This window comes from Stenotrophomonas sp. NPDC077461, assembly GCF_049545475.1.
In the GTDB taxonomy this organism is placed as follows: Bacteria; Pseudomonadota; Gammaproteobacteria; order Xanthomonadales; family Xanthomonadaceae; genus Stenotrophomonas; species Stenotrophomonas nematodicola.
Genome location: NZ_JBMWDO010000001.1, coordinates 785,165 through 807,064, shown reverse-complemented (window position 1 = coordinate 807,064; position 21,900 = coordinate 785,165). Strand labels below are relative to the sequence as shown.

General features: G+C 68.2%; 19 protein-coding genes. All 19 read left to right on the top strand.

Annotation, left to right across the window (positions count from 1 at the left end; all coding sequences use genetic code 11):
* Window positions 1-2: 2 nt before the first annotated feature.
* The 19 genes from cheY to ACPEH8_RS03785 all read left to right on the top strand — a co-directional run bounded on the left by cheY (window position 3) and on the right by ACPEH8_RS03785 (window position 21,891).
* Window positions 3-395, top strand: a complete 393-nt coding sequence (gene cheY, locus ACPEH8_RS03875; RefSeq protein ID WP_017357461.1) for a chemotaxis response regulator CheY — start codon at window positions 3-5, stop codon at window positions 393-395.
* The gene (locus ACPEH8_RS03870; protein ID WP_017357460.1) at window positions 395-1,009 is read left to right on the top strand and encodes a protein phosphatase CheZ; all 615 of its coding nucleotides are present in this window, start codon (window positions 395-397) and stop codon (window positions 1,007-1,009) included. The genes cheY and ACPEH8_RS03870 overlap by 1 nt, the downstream gene beginning before the upstream one ends.
* 4 nt (window positions 1,010-1,013) lie before the next feature.
* Window positions 1,014-2,825, top strand: coding sequence for a chemotaxis protein CheA (locus tag ACPEH8_RS03865; RefSeq protein WP_153164182.1), 1,812 nt, complete (start codon window positions 1,014-1,016; stop codon window positions 2,823-2,825).
* Window positions 2,826-2,940: 115 nt separating this feature from the next.
* On the top strand, window positions 2,941-3,681 hold the full coding sequence (locus ACPEH8_RS03860) for a flagellar motor protein (RefSeq protein WP_017357458.1): 741 nt from the start codon (window positions 2,941-2,943) through the stop codon (window positions 3,679-3,681).
* A gap of 1 nt (window position 3,682) precedes the next feature.
* Complete coding sequence (motD, locus tag ACPEH8_RS03855) at window positions 3,683-4,687, top strand: flagellar motor protein MotD (protein ID WP_136004051.1); 1,005 nt, start codon at window positions 3,683-3,685, stop codon at window positions 4,685-4,687.
* A gap of 5 nt (window positions 4,688-4,692) precedes the next feature.
* The gene (locus tag ACPEH8_RS03850; protein ID WP_136004050.1) at window positions 4,693-5,475 is read left to right on the top strand and encodes a ParA family protein; all 783 of its coding nucleotides are present in this window, start codon (window positions 4,693-4,695) and stop codon (window positions 5,473-5,475) included.
* Window positions 5,472-6,773, top strand: a complete 1,302-nt coding sequence (locus tag ACPEH8_RS03845; RefSeq protein WP_423666081.1) for a chemotaxis protein CheW — start codon at window positions 5,472-5,474, stop codon at window positions 6,771-6,773. Before ACPEH8_RS03850 ends, ACPEH8_RS03845 begins: the two co-directional genes overlap by 4 nt.
* An 80-nt stretch (window positions 6,774-6,853) precedes the next feature.
* The gene (locus ACPEH8_RS03840) at window positions 6,854-7,162 is read left to right on the top strand and encodes an STAS domain-containing protein (RefSeq protein WP_136004046.1); all 309 of its coding nucleotides are present in this window, start codon (window positions 6,854-6,856) and stop codon (window positions 7,160-7,162) included.
* A complete protein-coding gene (locus ACPEH8_RS03835) occupies window positions 7,159-7,524 on the top strand; it encodes a response regulator (protein ID WP_136004044.1) in 366 nt (121 codons plus the stop codon). Before ACPEH8_RS03840 ends, ACPEH8_RS03835 begins: the two co-directional genes overlap by 4 nt.
* Before the next feature lie 56 nt (window positions 7,525-7,580).
* Window positions 7,581-9,572 (top strand): chemotaxis protein CheA, encoded by a 1,992-nt coding sequence (locus tag ACPEH8_RS03830; RefSeq protein ID WP_136004042.1) that lies wholly within the window; start codon window positions 7,581-7,583, stop codon window positions 9,570-9,572.
* A 532-nt stretch (window positions 9,573-10,104) separates the two neighbouring features.
* Complete coding sequence (locus ACPEH8_RS03825; RefSeq protein WP_166472945.1) at window positions 10,105-12,354, top strand: methyl-accepting chemotaxis protein; 2,250 nt, start codon at window positions 10,105-10,107, stop codon at window positions 12,352-12,354.
* Window positions 12,355-12,526: 172 nt separating this feature from the next.
* Window positions 12,527-13,309: a flagellar brake protein gene (locus ACPEH8_RS03820; protein WP_017354389.1), complete on the top strand. Its 783-nt coding sequence runs from the start codon at window positions 12,527-12,529 to the stop codon at window positions 13,307-13,309.
* 97 nt (window positions 13,310-13,406) lie between these two features.
* Entirely contained in the window at window positions 13,407-13,898 is a 492-nt protein-coding gene (locus ACPEH8_RS03815) for a chemotaxis protein CheW (protein ID WP_017354388.1), read from the top strand.
* A gap of 151 nt (window positions 13,899-14,049) precedes the next feature.
* A complete protein-coding gene (locus ACPEH8_RS03810; protein ID WP_017354387.1) occupies window positions 14,050-14,433 on the top strand; it encodes a hypothetical protein in 384 nt (127 codons plus the stop codon).
* A 96-nt stretch (window positions 14,434-14,529) separates the two neighbouring features.
* Window positions 14,530-16,899, top strand: a complete 2,370-nt coding sequence (locus tag ACPEH8_RS03805; RefSeq protein WP_136004039.1) for a methyl-accepting chemotaxis protein — start codon at window positions 14,530-14,532, stop codon at window positions 16,897-16,899.
* A 191-nt stretch (window positions 16,900-17,090) separates the two neighbouring features.
* Window positions 17,091-19,367 (top strand): methyl-accepting chemotaxis protein, encoded by a 2,277-nt coding sequence (locus ACPEH8_RS03800; protein WP_423666079.1) that lies wholly within the window; start codon window positions 17,091-17,093, stop codon window positions 19,365-19,367.
* Window positions 19,368-19,391: 24 nt separating this feature from the next.
* Window positions 19,392-20,234, top strand: coding sequence for a CheR family methyltransferase (locus ACPEH8_RS03795; RefSeq protein ID WP_017356390.1), 843 nt, complete (start codon window positions 19,392-19,394; stop codon window positions 20,232-20,234).
* On the top strand, window positions 20,231-20,827 hold the full coding sequence (cheD, locus tag ACPEH8_RS03790; protein ID WP_423666077.1) for a chemoreceptor glutamine deamidase CheD: 597 nt from the start codon (window positions 20,231-20,233) through the stop codon (window positions 20,825-20,827). The genes ACPEH8_RS03795 and cheD overlap by 4 nt, the downstream gene beginning before the upstream one ends.
* Window positions 20,824-21,891: a protein-glutamate methylesterase/protein-glutamine glutaminase gene (locus ACPEH8_RS03785; protein ID WP_017356392.1), complete on the top strand. Its 1,068-nt coding sequence runs from the start codon at window positions 20,824-20,826 to the stop codon at window positions 21,889-21,891. The genes cheD and ACPEH8_RS03785 overlap by 4 nt, the downstream gene beginning before the upstream one ends.
* Window positions 21,892-21,900: the final 9 nt, after the last annotated feature.

Genomic DNA, 21,900 nt, shown 5'->3' with positions numbered 1-21,900 from the left:
CTTTGAACAAGAACATGCGTATCCTGATCGTCGACGATTTTTCGACCATGCGTCGTATCGTCAAGAACCTGCTGGGCGATCTGGGCTTCACCAATACGGCCGAAGCCGAGGACGGGCATGCCGCGCTGGCACTGTTGCAGAGCCAGCCGTTCGACTTCGTGGTCACCGACTGGAACATGCCGGTGATGACCGGCATCGACCTGCTCAAGGCGATCCGTGCCGACGCCAAGCTGAAAACCCTGCCGGTGCTGATGGTGACGGCTGAAGCCAAGCGCGAGCAGATCATCGAAGCGGCCCAGTCCGGTGTCAACGGCTACATCATCAAGCCGTTCACCGCACAGACGCTGGAAGAGAAGCTCGGCAAGATCTTCGAACGCCTGGCAGCGAGCGCCTGATGGAAACCCTCAGCGACAAATCGGCGCTGGTGCAGCGCCTGCAGGACGCCCTGGCCGCGCTGGAAGGCGGCGACGAGGCCGGCTGGCGCCGGGAAATCGACGCGCTGGCGGCCCTGCGCACGCAGCCGATGATGGCCGGCCTGAACCGGCTCGCCCGCGAGCTCGGCCAGGCACTGGGCGAACTGCCCAGCCTGCCCAGCGAAGCCGGCGAACTGGACGACGCCTGCGCGCGCCTGGACCACGTGGTGGCGATGACCGAACAGGCCACCCACCGCACCCTGGACCTGGCCGAAGAATGCCGCGCGTTGACCGAACAACTGCGCGCCAACGGGCTCAGTCCGGACCAGGACCTGCAGCTGGACCGCATCCGCCACAACCTCACCGAGATCGCCCTGACCCAGAGCTACCAGGATCTGACCGGGCAGATCATCCGCCGCGTGGTCGGCATCGTGCGCCGCGTGCACGAAGGCTTCGGCGCGCTCGGCCTGCCGCCGCAGGAAGACGACGCGCGCCGGCGCGACACCGGCCTGGCCGGCCCGGCCGTCACGGGCCTGGACCGCCACCAGGTTTCCCAGGTCGACGCTGACGACCTGCTCTCCGATTTGGGGTTGTAAGACGATGAGTGCTGTTCCGGACGACATTGCCGCCGATTTCATTCTCGAGGCCCAGGAGATCCTGGATCGCCTCGGCGAACAGCTGGTGTCGCTGGAGCAGTCGCCCCAGGATACGGATCAGCTCAACGCCGTGTTCCGCGGCTTCCACACCCTCAAGGGCGGTGCCGGCTTTCTCGGCATCCAGGCGATGGTGGAGCTGTGCCACGCCGCCGAGGAGACCCTCGGCATGGCCCGTTCCGGCCAGGCCACCCTGCAGGCGCACCACTTCGACGCCGGCCAGCAGTCGCTGGACTACCTGCAGTCGATGCTGGACTCGGTCTCGGCCGGCACCGAGCCGGGGTACGCCCCGCCGGAGCTGATCGCCCAGTTCGATGTCAACGGCCCGGCCACGCCCGCACCGGTAGCGGCCCCGGCGGGCAATGGTGAGCTGATCACCGAGGACGAGTTCGAGGCCCTGCTGGACCAGCTGCATGGCGGCGCGGCGCCGACGGCGGTGGCCAAGGCCGCCGATGGCCTGATCGGCGAAGACGAGTTCGAAGCACTGCTCGACCAGCTGCATGGCGGCGCCGCCCCCGGTGCCCAGCCCGTGGCCGCCGTCGCCGCACCGGCCCCGCGTGCACCCGCCGCCCCGGCCCCCGCCGCCGCGAAGCCAGCCGCCAACAAGCCGGTCGCCGAAGCCGAGCATACGGTGCGCGTGGACACCAAGCGCCTGGATGCCATCGTCAACCTGATCGGCGAACTGGTGCTCTCGCGCAACCGTCTCAAGACCCTGCGCGCCCGCCTGCACGATGAAGAGCTGGACCGCGCCGTCTCCACCCTGGACATCGCCACCGCGCGCCTGCAGTCGGCGGTGATGCGCACCCGCATGCAGCCGGTGGGCAAGGTGTTCTCGCGCTTCCCCAAGGTGGCCCGCGACGTTGCCCGCTCGCTCAAGAAGGAAGTGGACCTGGAACTGGTCGGTGCCGAGACCGAACTGGACCGCAACCTGGTGGAGGCCCTGGCCGACCCCCTGGTGCATCTGGTACGGAATGCGATCGACCACGGCGTGGAAATGCCCGACCTGCGCGAAGCGCAGGGCAAGCCGCGCGGCGGCCACGTCCGGCTGTCGGCCCAGCAGGAAGGCGACTACGTCAGCATCGAAGTGCAGGACGACGGTGCCGGTATCGATCCCGAGCGCCTGCGCGCCAAGGCCCGTGAAAAGGGGCTGATCGACCCCGAAGCGGCCGCCCGCCTGACCAGCGAGGAATGCCTGCACCTGGTGTTCCTGCCAGGCTTCTCCACCAAGCAGCAGGTCACCGACATCTCCGGCCGCGGCGTCGGCATGGACGTGGTCCAGTCGCGCATCCGCGAGCTGAGCGGCCAGATCCAGATCCAGTCCGAGCTTGGGCGTGGCAGCCGCTTCATGATCCGCGTGCCGCTCACCCTGGCGATCCTGCCCACCCTGCTGGTGCAGGCCGGCGAGGACGTCTACGCGCTGCCACTGGCACGCGTGATGGAAGTGCTGCACGCCCCGAACACCTCGCTGGGCTGGTTCGACGGCCGCGCGGTGCTGGACCGCAAGTCGCATACCCTGCCACTGGTGGACCTGCGCCATTGGCTGGAGGTCGACCCGGTTCCCTCGCCCCTGCTCACCATCGTTGTGCTGCAGGCCGGTGAAGCCCGCTTCGGGCTGGTGGTGGACCAGGTGCGGGGCCGCGAGGAAGTGGTGATCAAGCCGCTGCCCAAGGCATTGCGCGGTCTGCGCGGCTACGCCGGGGCCACCCTGATCGGTGACGGCCGCATGTCGCTGATCCTCGACGTGGACGGCCTGCGCTGACCACCGGTAGCGCCGGGTGCTGCCCGGCGGCTTTCCCCCTCCAAAAGTGTGACCGCCGCATCACCCTGTTCCGTCGGCGTCTCAAGTCCCATTCACACAAGCCGATACCGGACTCATGGATAGACTCAGCCTCATTGGACTTTTTCTCGCCCTGGCCTCACTGGTCGGCGGCAGCATCCTCAAAGGCGCGGGGCTGGCCTCGCTGTGGTCGCCGGCCGCCTTTGTGATCGTGATCGTGGGCACCCTCGCCGCGATCCTGCTGCACACCTCTCCGGCCGTGTTCAAGCATGCCTTCAAGATCGTGCGCTGGGTCGTGCGCCCGCCGAGCAGCGACCGCCGCGAGCTCATCCAGCAGATCGTCGAGTGGAGCAACATTGCCCGCCGCCAGGGCCTGCTGGGCCTGGAAGCCCAGGTTGAAGCCCAGGACGATCCGTTTCTGCGCAAGGGGCTGCAGCTGCTGGTGGACGGCGTGGAGCCGGAAACCATCCGCCACATGATGGAAATCGAACTGGGCAGCCAGGAGAGCCAGGACCTGGCCGCCTCCAAGGTGTTCGAGGGCATGGGCATCTACGCGCCCACCCTGGGCATCATCGGCGCCGTACTGGGCCTGATCGCGGTGATGAAGAATCTTGCCGACCCCAGCAAGCTGGGCCACGGCATCGCTGCGGCGTTCACCGCCACCATCTACGGCATCGCCTCGGCGAACCTGCTGTTCCTGCCGGTGTCGGCCAAGCTCAAGAGCGTGATCCACCACAACAGCCGCGACCGCGAGATGATCATCGAAGGCCTGATCTCGATCGCGCAGGGCGAAAACCCGCGCAACATCGAAACCAACCTGTCCGGCTTCCTGCACTGACATGGCCCGTCGCAAGCACCACGAAGAGCATGCCAACCACGAGGCCTGGGCGATCCCCTATGCCGATCTGATGACGCTGCTGCTGGCTTTCTTCGTGGTGATGTACGCCATCTCCTCGATCAACGAGGGCAAGTACCGGGTCATGGCCGATGCCCTGACCACCGCCTTCGGGGGCGCGCCGCGCACCATCAACCCGGTGCAGGTGGGCAACCAGCAGGTCCAGGGCGGCGGCTGGGACAGTCCGTCGGTGATCAAATCGGGGACCAGGATCGGCCCGTCCGCACCGGCGCCGTCCAACGACCCCACGCTGCTGCCGGCGATGGCCTCGCAGATGCGCATGCCGGTCTCGGTGCACAACCAGGAACAGCTCAAGCGCGCCGAGCGCCAGCTCAACGGCATCGCCGACCGTCTCACCGCCACGCTGGCGCCGCTGATCGAGCGCGGCATGATCACCGTGCGCCGCACCGAACTGTGGATCGAAGTGGAGATCAACAGCGACATCCTGTTCACCACCGGCTCGGCCACGCTGGACGTGCATGCACGCGACACGCTGTCCAGCCTGGCCAAGGTGCTGCATGACGCACCCAACGGGGTGCGCGTGGAAGGCCACACCGACAATGTGCCGATCGCCACCGCGCTGTTCCCGTCCAACTGGGAACTCTCGGCCGCGCGCGCCGCCAGCGTGGTGCATCTGTTTGCCGACCAGGGCCTGCAGCCCTCGCGGCTGGCGATGGTCGGCTATGGCCAGTTCCGTCCACGCGAAGACAACGCCAGCGCCGAAGGGCGCAACCGCAATCGCCGGGTGATGGTGATCATCCTGGCCGACACCTCCCAGGGCGTGGACCCGATCGGCCCGCAGCTCACCGCCGATACCGAACGCGCCGCACCGGCCACCGCTGCCGCGCCCTCCCGCTCCACCGTTTCCCCCATCGCGCCGGTGCAGTTGCCACCGGTGCCGGCTGGCAGCCGCGTCGGCGCCGCCGCCCCCCCTGCAATGAAGGAGTGAACCGCATGCGTATCTGGGCCATTGCCAATCAGAAGGGCGGCGTGGGCAAGACCACCACCACCCTCGCGCTCGGTCGCGGCCTGGCCGCGCTCGGCCACCGTGTGCTGCTGATCGACCTGGATCCGCACGCCTCGCTGACCCGCGCGTTCGGTGTGGCGCTCGATCCGCCGCCGCAGGGCGTGCTGGAACTGTTCGCCACCCCGCCGGCCGAGCTGTCCGCGCTCGCCCATGCCACCGCCATTCCGGGGCTGGACCATGTCTGCGCCCAGGCGGCGCTGGCCACCCTGGAGCGCCGCAGCGCCAATCAGCCCGGGCTCGGGCTGGCGTTGCAGCAGGCGCTGACCCGGCACCACGGCCAGCACGACTACATCCTGCTCGACTGCGCCCCGACGCTGGGCCTGCTGATGATCAACGCGCTGGCCGCCGCCGACCGCCTGATCATCCCCACCCAGGCCGAACCGCTGGCGCTGCACGGCCTGGACGGCATGGTGCGGACCGGTGAGATGGTCGAGCGCTCGCGTCGCCGCACGCTGCCGATGTCGATCCTGCCGACGCTGTTCGACCGCCGCACCCGCGCCGGCCACGAGACCGTCAAGCTGATGCAGGAACGCCACGGCCAGCGTGTCTGGGAAGATGCGATCCCCGTGGATACCCGCATCTGCAACGCCGCCAGCCTGACCGTGCCGTCGCAGTCGGACGACTACCCCGGCCGCGGCCTGGCCGCCTATCGCCGCGCGCTGGAATGGATCCTGGCCGACGACGCCCAGCAGATGGAGCGCGCGGCATGAGTACCACCGGCGTGCTCGACGACTATCTGGAGCAGCTGCTCGGCGACGCCGTCCCCACCGCGCCCGTCGTGGCGGCAGCGGCTCCGCCCGCCGTGGAGGAGGACGATGCCGGCGGCGTCGCGCAGGCGATCAGCGCCGAGTTCGCACGCCCCGAGGCGGAACACGACGTCCTGGCCACCGCTGCCGCATTCGAGACCCCCACCGCGCCCGGGGCACCGGCCAACCTCGCACTGCTCGACGAGCTGATGAACGACCCCGCGCTCGGACCGGTCCAGGCCGCGCCCGCGCATGACACCCCCACCTCGCCCGGCGCACCGGCCAACCTGGCGCTGCTCGACGAGCTGATGAACGATCCCGCGCTCGGACCGGTCCAGGCCGCACCCGCGCAGGACACCCCCACCGCGCCCGGGGCACCGGCCAACCTCGCACTGCTCGACGAGCTGATGAACGACCCCGCGCTCGGACCGGTCCAGGCCGCGCCCGCGCATGACACCCCCACCTCACCCGGCGCACCGGCCAACCTGGCGCTGCTCGACGAGCTGATGAACGATCCCGCGCTCGGACCGGTGATGTCGCCTGCACCCGAGTCAGCCGCGCGTCCGGGCTGGGACGACCTGCCCGACGAGGTCCTGCACGACAGCGCGCCGCCGGCCGTGGTCTCGCGTGCAGCCGAACCGGCTCCCGCGCCCACGCCGACCCCACCGCCACCGCCGCCATCTGCGGTACCGGCCCCGGTCGCACGCGCGACGCCGACGCCCCTGCCACGCCCGGCCGCGCCGCCGGCGCCGCGCGGCGGCCGCCCCAACAGCTGGGAGGAACTGCAGGCGCAGGCACGCGACCCCGCCTCCAGCCCGCGCGAGAACCGCCGCGCCAGCGAACGCACCTCGCGCTGGCTGCGCCTTCGCTGCGGCACCCAGGCCTATGCACTGGAACTGCTGAAGGTGCAGGAAGTGGTGCTGCCCGTGCCGCTGCTGCCGTTGCGCGGCACCGCGCCGGCGATGCTGGGCATCATGAACCTGCGCGGCCAGGTGGTCCCCGTGATGGACCTGGGCATCCACCTGGGCAGCGGCCCGGCCGCCAACGATGCCAATACCCGCATCGTGGTGCTCGAGGAAGACGGCGAAACGATGGGGCTGCGGGTCTCGGCGGTGGAAGACGTCGCCAACCTCACCGACTCGCAGATCGAACCCCCCGACACGGCCCGCATCTGCCAGATCTCCAACGACCTGTTCCGTGGCGTCGCCCGCGTCACCGCCCAGCCGATGATCCTGCTCGATGCCACGCAGCTGCTGAACTGACGGCAGGCCCGACGCACCGGGCCTAAAGGTTCCCCTCACGGGGCCGTTATCAACCTCGGAACCGTTTGTCCGGAGCAACGATGAGCACTGTGGCCCTGGGTGGTGATCTCGGTATCGAGACCAGCACCGAGCTCAAATCCCGCCTGGCCCCTTTGGTGGACCAGGCTGGCGCACTGACGCTGGATGCCAGCGAAGTCAGCCGTATCCATACCGCAGCAATGCAGGTCCTGTGCGCATTCGTCGACGCCCGCCGCCAGGCGGGCCATGCGACCGGATTCGACGGTTGCACTGCAACCTTCCGTGACGCCGCGCGCCTGCTCGGCGTCACCCAGGCCCTGGGCCTGGATGCACCCCATGACAACCTGAAATCTGTGGAGAACGCTGCATGAGCGCACGTATCTTGGTGGTGGACGATTCGGCGTCAATGCGCCAGATGGTCTCATTCGCCCTCACCTCGGCCGGCTTCACCGTCGAAGAAGCCGAAGACGGTGCGATCGCACTCGGCCGGGCCAAGGGTCAGCGCTTCAATGCGGTGGTCACCGACGTCAACATGCCCAACATGGACGGCATCTCGCTGATCCGCGAACTGCGCCAGCTGGCCGACTACAAGTTCACGCCGATGTTGATGCTGACCACCGAGTCGGCCGCCGACAAGAAGTCCGAAGGCAAGGCCGCCGGTGCCACCGGTTGGCTGGTCAAGCCGTTCAATCCCGAACAGCTGGTCGCCACCGTACAGAAAGTGCTCGGCTGAGCCTCAGCCCGCTTCGCTTCCGCCCTCCCCCTTCCCGCAACCGGACCCAACGCACCATGAGCATGGATCTGCAACGTTTCCACGCCACGTTCTTCGAAGAAAGCCGCGAAGGGCTGGATGCGATGGAGGCCGGACTGCTGGCACTCGAATCGGGCCAGCAGGACCCGGAGATCATCAACTCCGTGTTCCGCGCCGCGCATTCGATCAAGGGCGGCGCAGGCACCTTCGGCTTCGACGCGATTGCCGGGTTGACCCACGTGCTGGAAACGCTGCTGGATGAACTGCGCGCCGGCAAGCGCGCACTTGAACCGGCCGCCGTGGACGCCATGCTGTCCTCGGTGGACGTCCTGCGGGCCCTGCTGCGCGAAGCCGAACATGGCCAGCCCGCCGATCCGCAGGCGGTAGCCAACGTCAAGGCGCGCCTGGAAGCCGTGCTGTCCGGACAGGCCGTGGCGACTGCCGCCCCGGTTGCCGCCGCGCCGGTGGACGATACGCCGGAAGCCTGGCAGATCGGCTTCGTACCGGCGCCGTCGCTGTTCATGAGCGGCAACGATCCGCTGCGCATCATCCGCGAGCTGGAGCACCTGGGCTCGCTGCAGGTCGCCGCGCGCATGGAGCGCCTGCCCGGGTTTGCGCAGCTCGATCCGCTCGAAGCTCACCTGGCCTGGGACCTCGGGCTGGTGGGCAAGGTCCCGCGCAGCAAAATCGAAGACACCTTCGCATGGGTGGTGGACGACTGCGAACTGGACATCCGTCCGGCTGCGCCGCCGAGTCTGGCCACCAGCGCCCCGACGGCACCGGCAGCGGCCACCGCCCCCGCAGCGGCAGCCGCACCTGTGGCCGCCGCTGCCGCAGCGCCGGCCGCCGCCGCGCACGAAGCGGAAACCTCGATCCGCGTCGCCGTGGAAAAAGTCGACGCGCTGATCAACCTGGTCGGCGAACTGGTCATCACCCAGGCCATGCTCAAGCAGGTCTCGCACGCCCTGGACCCGGTCCATGCCGAGCAGCTGTTCGCCGGTCTGGACCTGCTCGAGCGCAACACCCGTGACCTGCAGGAAGCCGTGATCGGGGTGCGCATGCTGCCGGTGGACGCGGTGTTCCGCCGCTTCCCGCGCCTGGTCCGTGATCTGTCCTCGCGTCTGGGCAAGCACGTCCGCCTGCGCACCATCGGCGAAGGCACCGAACTGGACAAGGGCCTGATCGAAAAGATCGCCGACCCGCTCGTGCACCTGGTCCGCAACTCGATCGATCACGGTCTGGAAATGCCCGACGTCCGCCGGGACGCCGGCAAGGACGAGACCGGTACGATCACCCTTGCCGCCTCGCACCAGGGCGGGCACATCGTCATCGAAGTCAGCGATGACGGCCGCGGCCTGAACCGCGACAAGATTCTGTCCAAGGCCGTCGAACGCGGCCTGAGCGTGCCGGACAACCCCACCGACGCCCAGGTCTGGGACCTCATCTTCCAGCCCGGCTTCTCCACCGCCGATGCCGTCACGGATCTTTCCGGGCGCGGCGTGGGCATGGACGTGGTCCGCCGCAACATCCAGGCACTGGGGGGCGAAGTGCAGCTGGAAAGCCAGGCCGGCAACGGCACCCGCGTGCTGATCCGCCTGCCGCTGACCCTGGCCATCCTCGACGGCATGACCGTGTCGGTGGCCGGCGAAACCCTGATCCTGCCGCTGGCCTATGTGCTCGAAGCCCTGCAGCCGCAGGCCGAGGACGTCCGCACGATGGCCGGCGAAGGCCGTGTGCTGCGCGTTCGCGGCGAGTACCTGCCGATCCTTTCGCTCAGCGAGTACTACGGCTACAGCGGTCGCACCAAGGACGATTCGCTGGTGGTGGTGGTCGAAGGCGATGGCCAGAAGATCGCGCTGGAAGTGGACGAACTGGTCGGCCAGCAGCAGGTGGTGGTCAAGAACATCGAGAACAACTACCGCCGGATCAGCGGTGTTTCCGGCGCCACCATCCTGGGCGACGGCCGCGTCGCGCTGATCGTGGATATCGGCGGCCTGGTGCGCTCGCTGCGGATGCCGCAGGCGGCGTAACGCGCGCGTATCACCGGTGAATGCACGCCCCCGCCACGCGCGGGGGCGTTCTGTTCTTCGCGCCCGGGGCGACGGCATCACGCGCCCCGCGATCGCCCCACGGAGCGCCGGCCGCTGGCCGGCATCACACGTTCTCTGACGCGCCGGGCAGCGTCCGTCGCTCGACGTTGCCCGCCCGCGTCCTGACGGGGCGGGGTGCGACCGCTGGCCGGCACAACGCATTCCGGGAGGTCGTTCTCTGCTTGCCTGGAAGTGTGACGTTGATTGGCATGGATACGTTGGCGTATAGACGCGCCGTCGCCAGCCGCGCCGCCGATTCCCTGCCGTTGCTGGCGCCTGCACCGACTGCGATACCCACAGCGCGCCGAAAAAATGTGACATCCAACACTCAAGTTGCGGCGGCACAGCGCCGTTATCCCGGAAGAGCGTTGACACCGTCGTCACACCGCCCGCGCCCCACCCCACGTTCCGCCACGCCCCTTGCGCCCAGCACCCCACGGCTGTGCACCCCGCCCTGCCCGGAGTTCCGACCATGAAGTGGTTCCACGATCTGCCCATCGCCCGCAAGCTGGCGGTGGGATTCACCCTCACCACCCTGATGACCGTCGTTCTCGGCGTGTTCGCCCTGGTCCGCCTCAACGGTGCCAATGCGCAGTTGGCCGCAATGGCAGGCAACGACATCCCGTCGGTGCAGCACCTGGGTGAAGTGCGCTCGCAGCTCGGCGAATTCCGCACCTATGAAATGGCGCAGGTCAGCATGTTCGACCAGCCCGAAAAGGTCGCCGACTACAACACGCGGATGGACAGCACCGCCAAGATCGTGCGCGATGAACTCGCCGCCTACGCCGCGCTGCCGGCCGGCGACCGTGAGCGGGCGCTGTTCAGGAAAGTGTCCGCCGATGTGGACGCCTACTTCCACGCCAATGCCGAACTCCGCGCCGCCGTGGCCGCCGGTGACGGCGCGCTTGCGCGGCAGATCTCCGACGAGAAGTCGCGCCCCGCCCGACGCACCCTGTTCGATGACCTCAAGGAGCTGGGTGCGTTCAGCAACAGCCTGATGGAAAGCAAGATCGCCAATGCCAATGCCGTCCATCGCACCAGTGTGATCGCCATCATTGCCTGCATGGTGCTGCTGTCGCTCGTGGCCGTCGCGCTGGCCCTGGTGATCTCGCGGGCGATCACCCGTCCGCTGTCGCAGGCGGTGCATGCGATCAAATCGGTGGCCCGCGGCGACCTGAGCGTCACCATCCGCGCCACCGGTGCCGATGAAGCCGGCCAGATGCTGGCCGCCACCAGCGACATGACCACCATGCTGCGCCGTTACTCCGACGAAACCCGCCAGATGGCCGCGATGCACGCCGGTCCCGACATCTCCCATCGCATGCCGGTCGATTTCCCCGGCGTCTACGGTGAGCTGGCCGTCGGCACCAACACCGTGGTGTTCGACCACCTGGATGCCATCAAGGACGCCATCGACATCCTCAACCAGTACGCCGCCGGTGACCTGTCGCAGAATGCGCGCCGCCTGCCGGGCAGCCGCGCGATCCTGCACGAATCGATGGACGCGGCCAAGGCCAGCCTGCTGGCGATCAATACCCAGATCCAGACCCTGGCCCAGGCAGCGGCGGCCGGCGATTTCAGCCAGCGCGGCGACAGCCTGCGTTTCGAGCACGACTTCCGGGTCATGATCGAAAACCTGAACACGATGATGGAAGTGGCCGACGGCAATCTGTCGCAGTTGTCGCAGCTGCTTCAGTCCATCGCCAACGGCGACCTGACCGCCCGCATGCACGGCGAGTTCCACGGCGTCTTCGCCAGCATGCGCGACGATGCCAATGCCACGGTTGCCCAGCTGACCCAGATCGTCGGACGCATCCAGCAGGCCTCGTCCAGCATCAGCACGGCAGCCGGCGAGATCGCGTCGGGCAACAACGACCTGTCGCGCCGTACCGAGCAGCAGGCGGCCAACCTGGAGGAAACCGCCGCCTCGATGGAGGAACTGACCTCCACCGTGCGCCAGAACGCCGAACACGCCCGCCAGGCCAACCAGCTCGCCATCGGCGCGCACACCGTGGCTTCGCAGGGCGGCGACGTGGTCGGCCAGGTGGTCAGTACCATGCACGAGATCGACGCGTCCTCGCGCCGTATCGCCGACATCATCACGGTCATCGACGGCATCGCCTTCCAGACCAACATCCTGGCGCTCAACGCGGCCGTGGAAGCGGCGCGTGCCGGTGAGCAGGGTCGCGGTTTCGCCGTGGTCGCCAGCGAAGTGCGCACCCTGGCGCAACGCTCGGCCAGCGCCGCCAAGGAGATCAAGGGTCTGATCGACGAGTCGGTCGGCAAGGTCGCCGAGGGCTCGCAGCTGGTCAACCAGGCCGGCGCCACGATGGGCGAAATCGTCGCCTCGGTGCAGCGTGTGACCGACATCATGGCGGAGATCTCGGCAGCCTCGCAGGAGCAGTCCGCCGGCATCGAGCAGGTCAACCAGACCGTGGTGCAGATGGACGAAACCACCCAGCAGAACGCCGCGCTGGTGGAAGAAGCCACCGCCGCCGCGCGGGCGATGGAAGAACAGGCCGGCCATCTGACCGATGCGGTGGCGCTGTTCAAGCTCGACGGCCAGGCCGCCTCCGCGCCTGTGGCACGCTCGACGGTGGTCGCTGCGTCACCGGCACGCCCGGCCGGCGCCGCGCGTCCGCGCCCGGCCGCTGCCCCACCGCGCCGCGCGCCGGCCCGCGAGCCGGCACTGGCCAACGACACGGAGTGGCAGGAGTTCTGACGCCGCACCGATCCTCGCATCGCGTTTGATCCGACACCCCGCCCCGGCGGGGTGTCGTCGTTCCGATCCAGCCCTGTCGATATTCGCCCTACATAAATGTGATCTGATGCCGATAAACGGACTGAGCCCCGGGATCGTGTGATGCCGGCATCCGCCCAACCCAGCAGATTCCATGTCCGAAGGCAGCCTTCCCGCACACGACGGAACCCATGCCGCGCCCGACCCGGGTACGGATGACAAGTACCTGGTCCGCAACCCCCGGCAGATCCGCCAGCTGCTGCAGGCGCTCATCGACCAGCGGTCGCTGATCAATGCGCACATCGACGGCCGCGACCAGTCGTTCCCCACGGCGGTACTGGAACTGGACGAGGACGAGGACGAACTGCTGCTCGACGGCAGTCCCTCGGAAACCTCCAACCGCGCCGCCGAGGCGGCCGATCACCTGCTGTGCTTCGGCCAGCTTGAACGGGTAATGGTCCGCTTCCGCCTGGATGGCCTGGTCCGCATCCACAATGAAGGCCACGTCGGCTTCCGCGCCCCGTTCCCGACCGAACTGGTGCACCTGCAGCGGCGCGAGCTGTACCGCCTGGAGACGCCGATCACCGACTCGCCCAAGCTGGTCCTGCCCGTTGATGACGACCGCAGCGAAGCGCTGACGATGCGCGTGGTGGACATCAGCGGTGGCGGCCTGGCCGTCACCGTGGCCGAAGACTGCCCGGTGTTCGGCCTGCAGAAGCGCTACGACGGCTGCCGCCTGGAGCTGCCCGACAGCAGCCCCATCAACGTGTCGCTGGTGGCCTGCAACATGCGCGCGCAGAAGCTGCCCAACGGCGTGGAGATGAAACGCGTCGGCCTGCGCTTCGACGCACTGCCGCGCGGCGCGGACAGCGCGATCCAGCGCTACATCTTCCGCATCGACCGCCAGCGCAAGGCACGCAGGAACGGCGAAAGCTGAACGGCGGCAGCCCCCCCCTAAAGTCGTTCCGTCCCAGGCCGATATCCAGCGTGACGCCCGGTTTTTCGACCGCCACGCCCGACCCAGGATTGCCTCCATGAACGACAAGAACAGCAGCGCCGCCAGCTCCGGTGGCGAGTACCTCAGCTTCACCCTCGGCGCCGAGCACTACGGCGTGGACATCCTCAAGGTGCAGGAAATCCGCGGCTACGACTCGGTCACCCGCGTGCCGGATGCCCCGGACTACATCAAGGGCGTGATCAACCTGCGCGGCACCATCGTCCCGGTCATCGACCTGCGCCTCAAGCTGCGCCTGGAAAACGCGCGCTATGACGCCTTCACCGTGATGATCGTGCTCAACGTCGAAGACCGCGTCGTCGGCATCGTCGTGGACAGCGTCTCCGACGTCATCCCCCTGAGCGCCGAGCAGATCCGCCCGACCCCGGAGTTCGGCGCCGCCGTGGACACCCGCTTCATCTCCGGGATCGGCACCCAGGACGATCGCATGCTGATCCTGCTCGACATCGAGACCCTGCTGGACAGCGCCGACATGGGCCAGGCAACCACCCTCGACGACGTCGCCGCCTGATGACAGACCCGCGGCCGCCGCGCACTGCGACGAAGGTCGACATTGACCCTTCAGTTCCCGCGCGCGTGGCCGATAGCTGGAATCAGGACCCGGCTGTGCTGGACACCCCAAGGCCGGGCCAACTTGTCCACATCCTCCGGAGAACCATCCGATGAAGTCCCTGTTTGCGCTGTTTTCTGCTGCCGTGCTCGCCACCACCGCCTCGTCCGCCTTCGCCCAGACGGCCGAAATGATCCCGCCGGAAATGGCCCCGCGTGCAGTCGGCAAGGACGGCATGGTCTGCGGCAAGGTGGAAAAGGCACGTTACGCCGAAGGCTCCGAAGGCCAGCCGACCTTCCTGTACATGGGCGGCGCCTTCCCGCGCCACACCTTCTCGGCCCGCATCGCCGGCGCCAACCGCAGCAAGTTCAGCTTCCCGCTGGAAACCCTGGAAGGCAAGACCGTGTGCGTGATCGGCAAGATCGCCCGCGATGCCTCGCGCGCTGAAATCGAAGTCAGCTCGCCGGCCGGCCTGAAGCTCGCCAACATCAAGTAATTCGCTGTACGCCATGCCACGCCGGCGCTGGCCGGCGTGGTCGCTGCAACCGGGCACGATGCCCGGACGCGTTTGCCACCGGAGACCGCACCGCCCATGCCGTGGATCAACAACCTCAAACTGATGCCCAAGCTGATGCTCACCTTCGGTGTCATCCTGCTGGTGATGCTGCTCCAGGGCATCGTGGCCTATCGTGGCTTGTATTCGCTCAACAACGTCACCACCGAGCTGGCGGGTCACCGGATGGAAAGCATCCGCATGGCTGGCGAAATCCGTGGCATGGTCGGTGAGTATCGCAACTCCGCCTATCAGGGTCTGATCCGCGCCAGCGACGACGTCAAGGCCGAGGCCAAGACGCGTGCCACCGATCTGCGCGGCAAGATCGACGCCTCGATCAAGAAGTACCCGGCGCTGATCGACAACCCGCAGCAGAAGCAGCTGTTCGACACCTTTGCCAAGGATTGGAACGCCGCCTTGGCGTCCTATGACTCGGTCACCGAGATGCTCGAACTGGACCTGCCGGACGATGCGGTCGACACCTTCGTCGGTGAGACCCGCACCAGACACCGCAAGGCCTCCGCCGCGCTCGAAGCGCTGATCGCCGAGGACAACCGCCTCGCCCGCGCCTCGCGTGAAGAAGCCGAATCCACCTACGCCGCCTCCGCCACCCTGACCGTGATCGCCCTGCTCGGCGGCGCGGCGCTGGGCCTGGTGCTGGTGTGGCTGTTCGCCCGCTCGCTGGTGGGCAGTGTCCGCGGCGCCGTCTCGGTGGCCAACGACGTGGCCGGCGGCAAGCTCGACGGCCACATCGATGTCACCCGCAAGGACGAAGTGGGCGACCTTCTGCAGGCCATGCAGCGCATGCAGCGCGACCTGCGCGAGCGGACCGAGACCGACCAGGCGATCGCCCGCGAGAACCTGCGTATCCGTACTGCGCTGGACTACAGCTCCACCGGCGTGTACCTGACCGACGACAGCCTCAACATCGTCTATACCAACCGCGCCCTGCAGCACACGCTCACCCGGTACCAGGACGAAATCCGCAAGGACCTGCCGGACTTCGATGCCGCCACCTCGCTGATCGGCAAGCCGGTGACCGTGCTCGAACACGGCAACGAGATGGACCAGCGCACCTTGAGCCAGCTCAAGGAGCATGGCGTCAGCCGCCGTCCGATGCAGTTCGGCGACGCCCAGTTCGCGCAGGTGGTCTCCTCCATCGCCAACGAGCAGGGCGACACCGTCGGCCACGTGGTCGAATGGCGCGACCGCACCCCGGAAGCCGCCGTCGAAGCCGAAGTGGCCCGCGTCATCGCCCAGGCCGCCGCCGGCGACCTGTCCGGCCGCATTGATGACGCCGGCAAGGAAGGCTTCTTCCTGCAACTGGCCCAGCAGATCAACGGCCTGCTCGAAGCCAACGCGAGCAGCATCGACCAGGTCTCCGGCCTGCTTGCCGCCCTGTCGCAGGGCGACCTGAGCGCACGCATGCACGGCGACTTCCACGGCGTGTTCGCCCGCATGCGCGACGACGCCAACGCCACTGCCGAGCAGCTCAGCGGGATCGTCACCCGCATCAAACAGTCCAGCCAGGCCATCAGCTCGGCCGCGAGCGAAATCGCCACCGGCAACAGCGACCTGTCGCGCCGCACCGAGCAGCAGGCGGCCAACCTGGAAGAAACCGCCGCCTCGATGGAGGAACTGACCTCCACCGTGCGCCAGAACGCCGAGCACGCCCGCCAGGCCAACCAGCTCGCCATCGGCGCGCACACCGTGGCCTCGCAGGGCGGTGAGGTGGTCGGCCAGGTGGTCACCACCATGAGTGCGATCCAGACCTCGTCCAGGAAGATCGCCGAGATCATCTCGGTCATCGACGGCATCGCCTTCCAGACCAACATCCTCGCGCTGAACGCGGCCGTGGAAGCGGCGCGTGCCGGTGAGCAGGGTCGCGGTTTCGCGGTGGTCGCCAGTGAAGTGCGCACCCTGGCCCAGCGCTCGGCCGGCGCGGCGAAGGAAATCAAGGGCCTGATCGACGACTCGGTCGGCAAGGTCAACGACGGGTCGGCGCTCGTGCACAAGGCCGGTGCCACGATGGGCGAGATCGTCGCCTCGGTCCAGCGCGTGACCGACATCATGGCCGAGATCTCCGCCGCCTCGCAGGAACAGTCGGCCGGCATCGAGCAGGTCAACCAGACCGTGGTGCAGATGGACGAAACCACCCAGCAGAACGCCGCGCTGGTGGAAGAAGCCACCGCCGCCGCGCGGGCGATGGAAGAACAGGCTGGCCACCTCAGCGATGCCGTGTCGATCTTCACGCTGGACGAGCGCGACCTGGCACCGGCACCGGTCGCCGCCCCGGTCGCTGCCGCACCGCGCCCGATCCGTTCGACGCCGGCGCCGGCACCGGCTCGCCGTGCGCCGAACCGGCCGGTCGCCACCGAACTGGCCGACGGCGACTGGCAGGAGTTCTAAGCGCGTCGCGCCGGTCAACGACTGAACCGCGAAAGGCTCCGGTGCGAAGGCACCGGAGCCTTTTTCCTTTGCGGCGTCCGCGCCATCCGCCTGCAACCTGAATACGCTCAGCCTGCACACCTCAACCGCAGCCGTTCGCGGCCGATAACTGCATTGCCGCGACACGTTCGCCGACCAACGATGCCATGCCCATGACCTTGATCAGCCGCTGGAACCAGTACTTCTCCAACCTGTCCGTCCGTCGCAAGCTCAACCTGCTGACGGCGCTGATCGCCGTGGGCGTCATCGCCCTGGCGGTGATCGCCGCCCGCATGCAGTACCTGGACCTGACCGACACCCGCAAGGACAGCCTGAAAATCCAGGTCGAACTGACCTACGGCATCCTGGACCACTACCATCACCTCGCCGAAACCGGCGAGCTGACCGACGCGGCGGCCAAGGAGGCCGCGCTGCTGGCGCTGGACCGCATGCGCGCCGACAACGACGCCTACTACTACAGCGTCTACGACACGCAGTACCGCGTGCTGATGCATCCGTTCCGCAAGGACCTGATCGGCAAGGACATGAAGGACTTCCGTTCCGAGGACGGCGTGCGCCTGTTCTACGACATGGTCGGCATGGCCCGCCTGGGCGGCGGCGTGGTCTCCTACAAGTGGGCCAAGGCCGGTGAAGAAGGGCTGTTCGACAAGTCCTCCTATGCCGGGATGTACGCCCCGTGGCAGTGGGTCATCAGCAGTGGCGTGTACATGGAAGACGTGCAGCAGCAGGCACTGGTGTTCACCGCGATCATGACCGCCGCCGGCGGCGCGCTGGTTCTGATCGTCCTGGCCCTGAGCTGGCTGATCGGCAACCGCATCACCCTGCCCCTGCGCCAGGCCACCACCGTTGCCGAGAGCATCGCGCGCGGCAGGCTGGACAGCCGCATCGGCGAGCAGGCCCACGATGAGCCCGGCCGCCTGCTCGAGGCCATGTCGCGCATGCAGAGCCAGCTGCACGGGGTCATCACCGCCCAGCGCGACATGGCCCGCCGCCATGACGCCGGCGAGGTCAGCTACCGCATCGACGAGAGCGCCTTCCCCGGCGAGTACCGGCTGATGGTGCATGAGACCAACACCCTGGTGGGCGCCCACGTGCAGACGATGGAGGCGGTGCTGGAAGTGGTCAAGGCGTACGCGGTCGGCGATCTGCGCGCCGACATCGCGCGCTACCCTGGCGAGAAGGCAGCCATCACCGCCACCGTGGACACGGTCAAACAGAATCTGGGCAGCATCAATGCCGAGATCAAGCGGCTGGCAACAGCCGCGGCGGCCGGCGACTTCAGCCAGCGCGGCGACAGCACGCGGTTCGATCACGATTTCCGCCTGATGATCACCAACCTCAACGCCATGATGCAGGTCAGCGACGAGAACCTGGGCAAGCTGTCCGCGCTGCTGTCGGCCATTGCCGAGGGGGACCTCACCGCGCGCATGCAGGGCCGGTTCGAGGGCGTGTTCGCCACCATGCGCGATGACGCCAACGCGACCGTCACGCAATTGACCCGCATCGTCGGCCAGATCCAGGAGTCGGCCAGCAGCATCAACCAGGCTGCCGGCGAAATCGCCACCGGCAACAGCGACCTGTCGCGCCGCACCGAACAGCAGGCGGCCAACCTGGAAGAAACCGCCGCGTCGATGGAGGAACTGACCTCCACCGTGCGCCAGAATGCCGAACATGCCCGCCAGGCCAACCAGCTCGCCATCGGGGCGCACACCGTGGCTTCGCAGGGCGGTGACGTGGTGAGCCAAGTGGTCACCACCATGAGTGCGATCGAAGCCTCGTCCCGGAAGATTGCCGACATCATCTCGGTCATCGACGGCATCGCCTTCCAGACCAACATCCTCGCGCTGAACGCGGCCGTGGAAGCGGCGCGTGCCGGTGAGCAGGGTCGCGGTTTCGCCGTGGTCGCCAGCGAAGTGCGCACCCTGGCCCAGCGCTCGGCCGGCGCGGCGAAGGAGATCAAGGGACTGATCGATGACTCGGTCGGCAAGGTCAACGACGGGTCGGCACTGGTGCACAAGGCCGGTGCCACGATGGGCGAGATCGTCGCCTCGGTGCAGCGCGTGACCGACATCATGGCGGAGATTTCGGCGGCCTCGCAGGAACAGTCGGCCGGCATCGAGCAGGTCAACCAGACCGTGGTGCAGATGGACGAAACCACCCAGCAGAACGCCGCGCTGGTGGAAGAAGCCACCGCCGCCGCGCGGGCGATGGAGGAGCAGGCCACGCAGCTGGCCGATGCCGTGTCGATCTTCCGTCTGGACAACCAGGTGGCCGCGGCGGTCAGCGCGGTGACCGCGCGCATCAGCCGTGCCGCGCCGCAGCCGGTACGCAGCACGCCGGCCCGCACCGTGGCCCCCGCCGCCGGGCCCGCAGCGCATGCGCCACGTGCCGCGCTGCCCCGCGACGACGGCCATTGGCAGGAGTTCTGAGCCGTGTCCACGCCTCCCCCCGTTGTGGCCACCTCGCAGGCCGGTCGCGAGTTCGAGTTCGCCGACCGCGACTTCCGCCGCATCTGCGACCTGATCTACCAGCGCGTCGGCATCTCGCTGGCGCCGGCCAAGCGCGACATGGTCTATGGCCGCCTGTCGCGCCGCCTGCGCGCACTCGGCATGCGCAGCTTCCACGACTACCTCGACCAGCTCGAAGCCCACGGCGGCGACGAATGGCAGGCGTTCACCAATGCGTTGACCACCAACCTGACCGCCTTCTTCCGCGAGCCGCACCACTTCGAGAAGCTCACCGACGAGCTGCGTGCGCGCAGCGGCCACGGCACGCTGCAGTTGTGGTCGTGCGCGGCCTCCACCGGCGAGGAGCCATACTCGATGGCGATCACCGCCTGCGAGACCTTCGGCACGCTCAAGCCGCCGGTGCGCATCCTGGCCACGGACGTGGACACCCAGGTGCTGGCCACCGCCAGCCGTGGCGTCTATGCCATCGACCGCGTTTCCGGACTGGACCCGGCCGTGCGCAAACGCTATTTCCAGCGCGGTACCGGCCCCAATGAAGGCCACTGCCGCGTGCTGCCGGCGCTGCGCGAGCTGATCGACTTCCGCCCGCTCAACCTGCTCGCCCCCCGCTACGACGTCGGCGGCCCCTTCGACGCCCTGTTCTGCCGCAACGTGATGATCTATTTCGACAAGCCCACCCAGCGCGGCATCCTCTCGCGCCTGATCCAGCACATGGGCGACGACGGCCTGCTCTACACCGGCCACTCGGAGAACTACCTCCACGCCGCCGACCTGATCCAGCCCTGCGGGCGCACCCTGTACAAGCGCGCACCCGGAGCCCCGGTATGAACCAGGCCGCACGCAGCGACGAAGTGATGCGCTACTTCGACAGCCGCTTCCAGGTCACGGCGGCCAAGCTGCTGCCGACCCAGTATCTGGCCGTGGACGACACCACCGCCCTGACCACCACGCTTGGCTCGTGCGTGGCCGCCTGCCTGCGCGACCCGGTGCTCAAGATCGGCGGCATGAACCACTTCCTGCTGCCCGAGGGCAACGTCGGCGATGGCGCGCCTGCGCGCTACGGCAGCTACGCGATGGAACTGCTGATCAACGACCTGCTCAAGCGTGGCGCGCACCGCAAGCGTCTGGAAGCCAAGGTGTTCGGCGGTGCGAACGTGCTCAAGGGCTTCACCAGCAACCCGGTCGGCACCCGCAACGCGGAGTTCGTGCGCCAGTACATGCAGGCCGAGCACATCCCGATCATCGCCGAGGACCTGTGCGGCATCCATCCGCGCAAGGTGTGGTTCTTCGCCGATAGCGGCCGTGTGGTGGTGCAGCGCCTGCCGCACGCGCACGAAGCGGAGGTGGCCGCCACCGAATCGGCCGTACGCGCACGCCTGTCGCGTGCGCCCGTCACCGGCGGCGTGGAGCTGTTCGAATGACCGTTGGCCCGCCCTGCAAAGTCCTGATTGTCGACGACTCGGCCGTCGTCCGGCAGATGCTCAGCGAAATCCTGGCCAGCGATCCCGGCATCGAGGTGGTCGGCACCGCGGCCGACCCGTTGCTGGCGCGCGAAAAAATCAAACGCCTGCATCCGGACGTGATCACGCTGGACGTGGAAATGCCGCGCATGGACGGGCTGGCGTTCCTGGAGAATCTCATGCGCCTGCACCCGGTGCCGGTGGTGATGATCTCCTCGCTGACCGAGCGCGGCGCCGATACCACCCTGCAGGCACTGGCGCTGGGTGCGGTGGACTTCGTGTCCAAGCCGAAGCTGGACGTGGCGCGCGGTCTGCAGGGCTACGCCGATGAGATCATCGCCAAGGTCAAGATGGCCGCCCGCTCGCGGGTACGCAGCCTTGCCCGCACCACCGTGCCGCGCATCACCCTGGAAACCACGGCCACCCCTGCCCCGCGCTCGATCCAGTTCCGCACCACCGATCGGCTGATCGCCATCGGTGCCTCCGCTGGCGGTACCGAAGCGCTGCGCGTGGTGCTCGAAGGCCTGCCTGCCGACGCACCGGCCGTGGTGATGACGCAGCATCTGCCCGCGACCTTCAGCAGCGCGTTCGCCGAGCGTCTGGACCGGCATTCGGCGATGTCGGTACGCGAGGCCAGCGACGGTGAAGCCGTGCTCCCCGGCCATGCCTACCTGCCCCCGGGCGGCAGGCACCTGCGCGTGATCCGCGACGGTGCGCGCTGGCGTTGCCGGATCGACGACGGCCCGCCCATCAACCGCCACAAACCGGCGGTGGACGTGCTGTTCCGTTCGGTGGCCGAGAGTGCCGGTGCCAATGCCATCGGCGCCATCCTCACCGGCATGGGCGACGACGGTGCACGCGGCCTGCTGGAGCTGCGCAATGCCGGCGCCCCAACCCTGGTCCAGGACGAAGCCACCAGCGTGGTCTGGGGCATGCCCGGCGCGGCCTACAAGCTCGGCGCCGCCGAGGAAATGGTGCCGCTGGAGCGCATCGCCGAACGGCTGATGGCGTTGGCGCGCGGCTGATCCCCATCG

Excerpts from the sequence above, each read along its gene's own strand:
- ACPEH8_RS03870 (WP_017357460.1), top strand. The coding sequence starts at position 395 with ATGGAAACCCTCAGCGACAAATCGGCGCTGGTGCAGCGCCTGCAGGAC.
- ACPEH8_RS03865 (WP_153164182.1), top strand. The coding sequence starts at position 1,014 with ATGAGTGCTGTTCCGGACGACATTGCCGCCGATTTCATTCTCGAGGCC.
- ACPEH8_RS03860 (WP_017357458.1), top strand. The coding sequence starts at position 2,941 with ATGGATAGACTCAGCCTCATTGGACTTTTTCTCGCCCTGGCCTCACTG.
- motD (WP_136004051.1), top strand. The coding sequence starts at position 3,683 with ATGGCCCGTCGCAAGCACCACGAAGAGCATGCCAACCACGAGGCCTGG.
- ACPEH8_RS03850 (WP_136004050.1), top strand. The coding sequence starts at position 4,693 with ATGCGTATCTGGGCCATTGCCAATCAGAAGGGCGGCGTGGGCAAGACC.
- ACPEH8_RS03845 (WP_423666081.1), top strand. The coding sequence starts at position 5,472 with ATGAGTACCACCGGCGTGCTCGACGACTATCTGGAGCAGCTGCTCGGC.
- ACPEH8_RS03840 (WP_136004046.1), top strand. The coding sequence starts at position 6,854 with ATGAGCACTGTGGCCCTGGGTGGTGATCTCGGTATCGAGACCAGCACC.
- ACPEH8_RS03835 (WP_136004044.1), top strand. The coding sequence starts at position 7,159 with ATGAGCGCACGTATCTTGGTGGTGGACGATTCGGCGTCAATGCGCCAG.
- ACPEH8_RS03830 (WP_136004042.1), top strand. The coding sequence starts at position 7,581 with ATGAGCATGGATCTGCAACGTTTCCACGCCACGTTCTTCGAAGAAAGC.
- ACPEH8_RS03825 (WP_166472945.1), top strand. The coding sequence starts at position 10,105 with ATGAAGTGGTTCCACGATCTGCCCATCGCCCGCAAGCTGGCGGTGGGA.
- ACPEH8_RS03820 (WP_017354389.1), top strand. The coding sequence starts at position 12,527 with ATGTCCGAAGGCAGCCTTCCCGCACACGACGGAACCCATGCCGCGCCC.
- ACPEH8_RS03815 (WP_017354388.1), top strand. The coding sequence starts at position 13,407 with ATGAACGACAAGAACAGCAGCGCCGCCAGCTCCGGTGGCGAGTACCTC.
- ACPEH8_RS03810 (WP_017354387.1), top strand. The coding sequence starts at position 14,050 with ATGAAGTCCCTGTTTGCGCTGTTTTCTGCTGCCGTGCTCGCCACCACC.
- ACPEH8_RS03805 (WP_136004039.1), top strand. The coding sequence starts at position 14,530 with ATGCCGTGGATCAACAACCTCAAACTGATGCCCAAGCTGATGCTCACC.
- ACPEH8_RS03800 (WP_423666079.1), top strand. The coding sequence starts at position 17,091 with ATGACCTTGATCAGCCGCTGGAACCAGTACTTCTCCAACCTGTCCGTC.
- cheD (WP_423666077.1), top strand. The coding sequence starts at position 20,231 with ATGAACCAGGCCGCACGCAGCGACGAAGTGATGCGCTACTTCGACAGC.
- ACPEH8_RS03785 (WP_017356392.1), top strand. The coding sequence starts at position 20,824 with ATGACCGTTGGCCCGCCCTGCAAAGTCCTGATTGTCGACGACTCGGCC.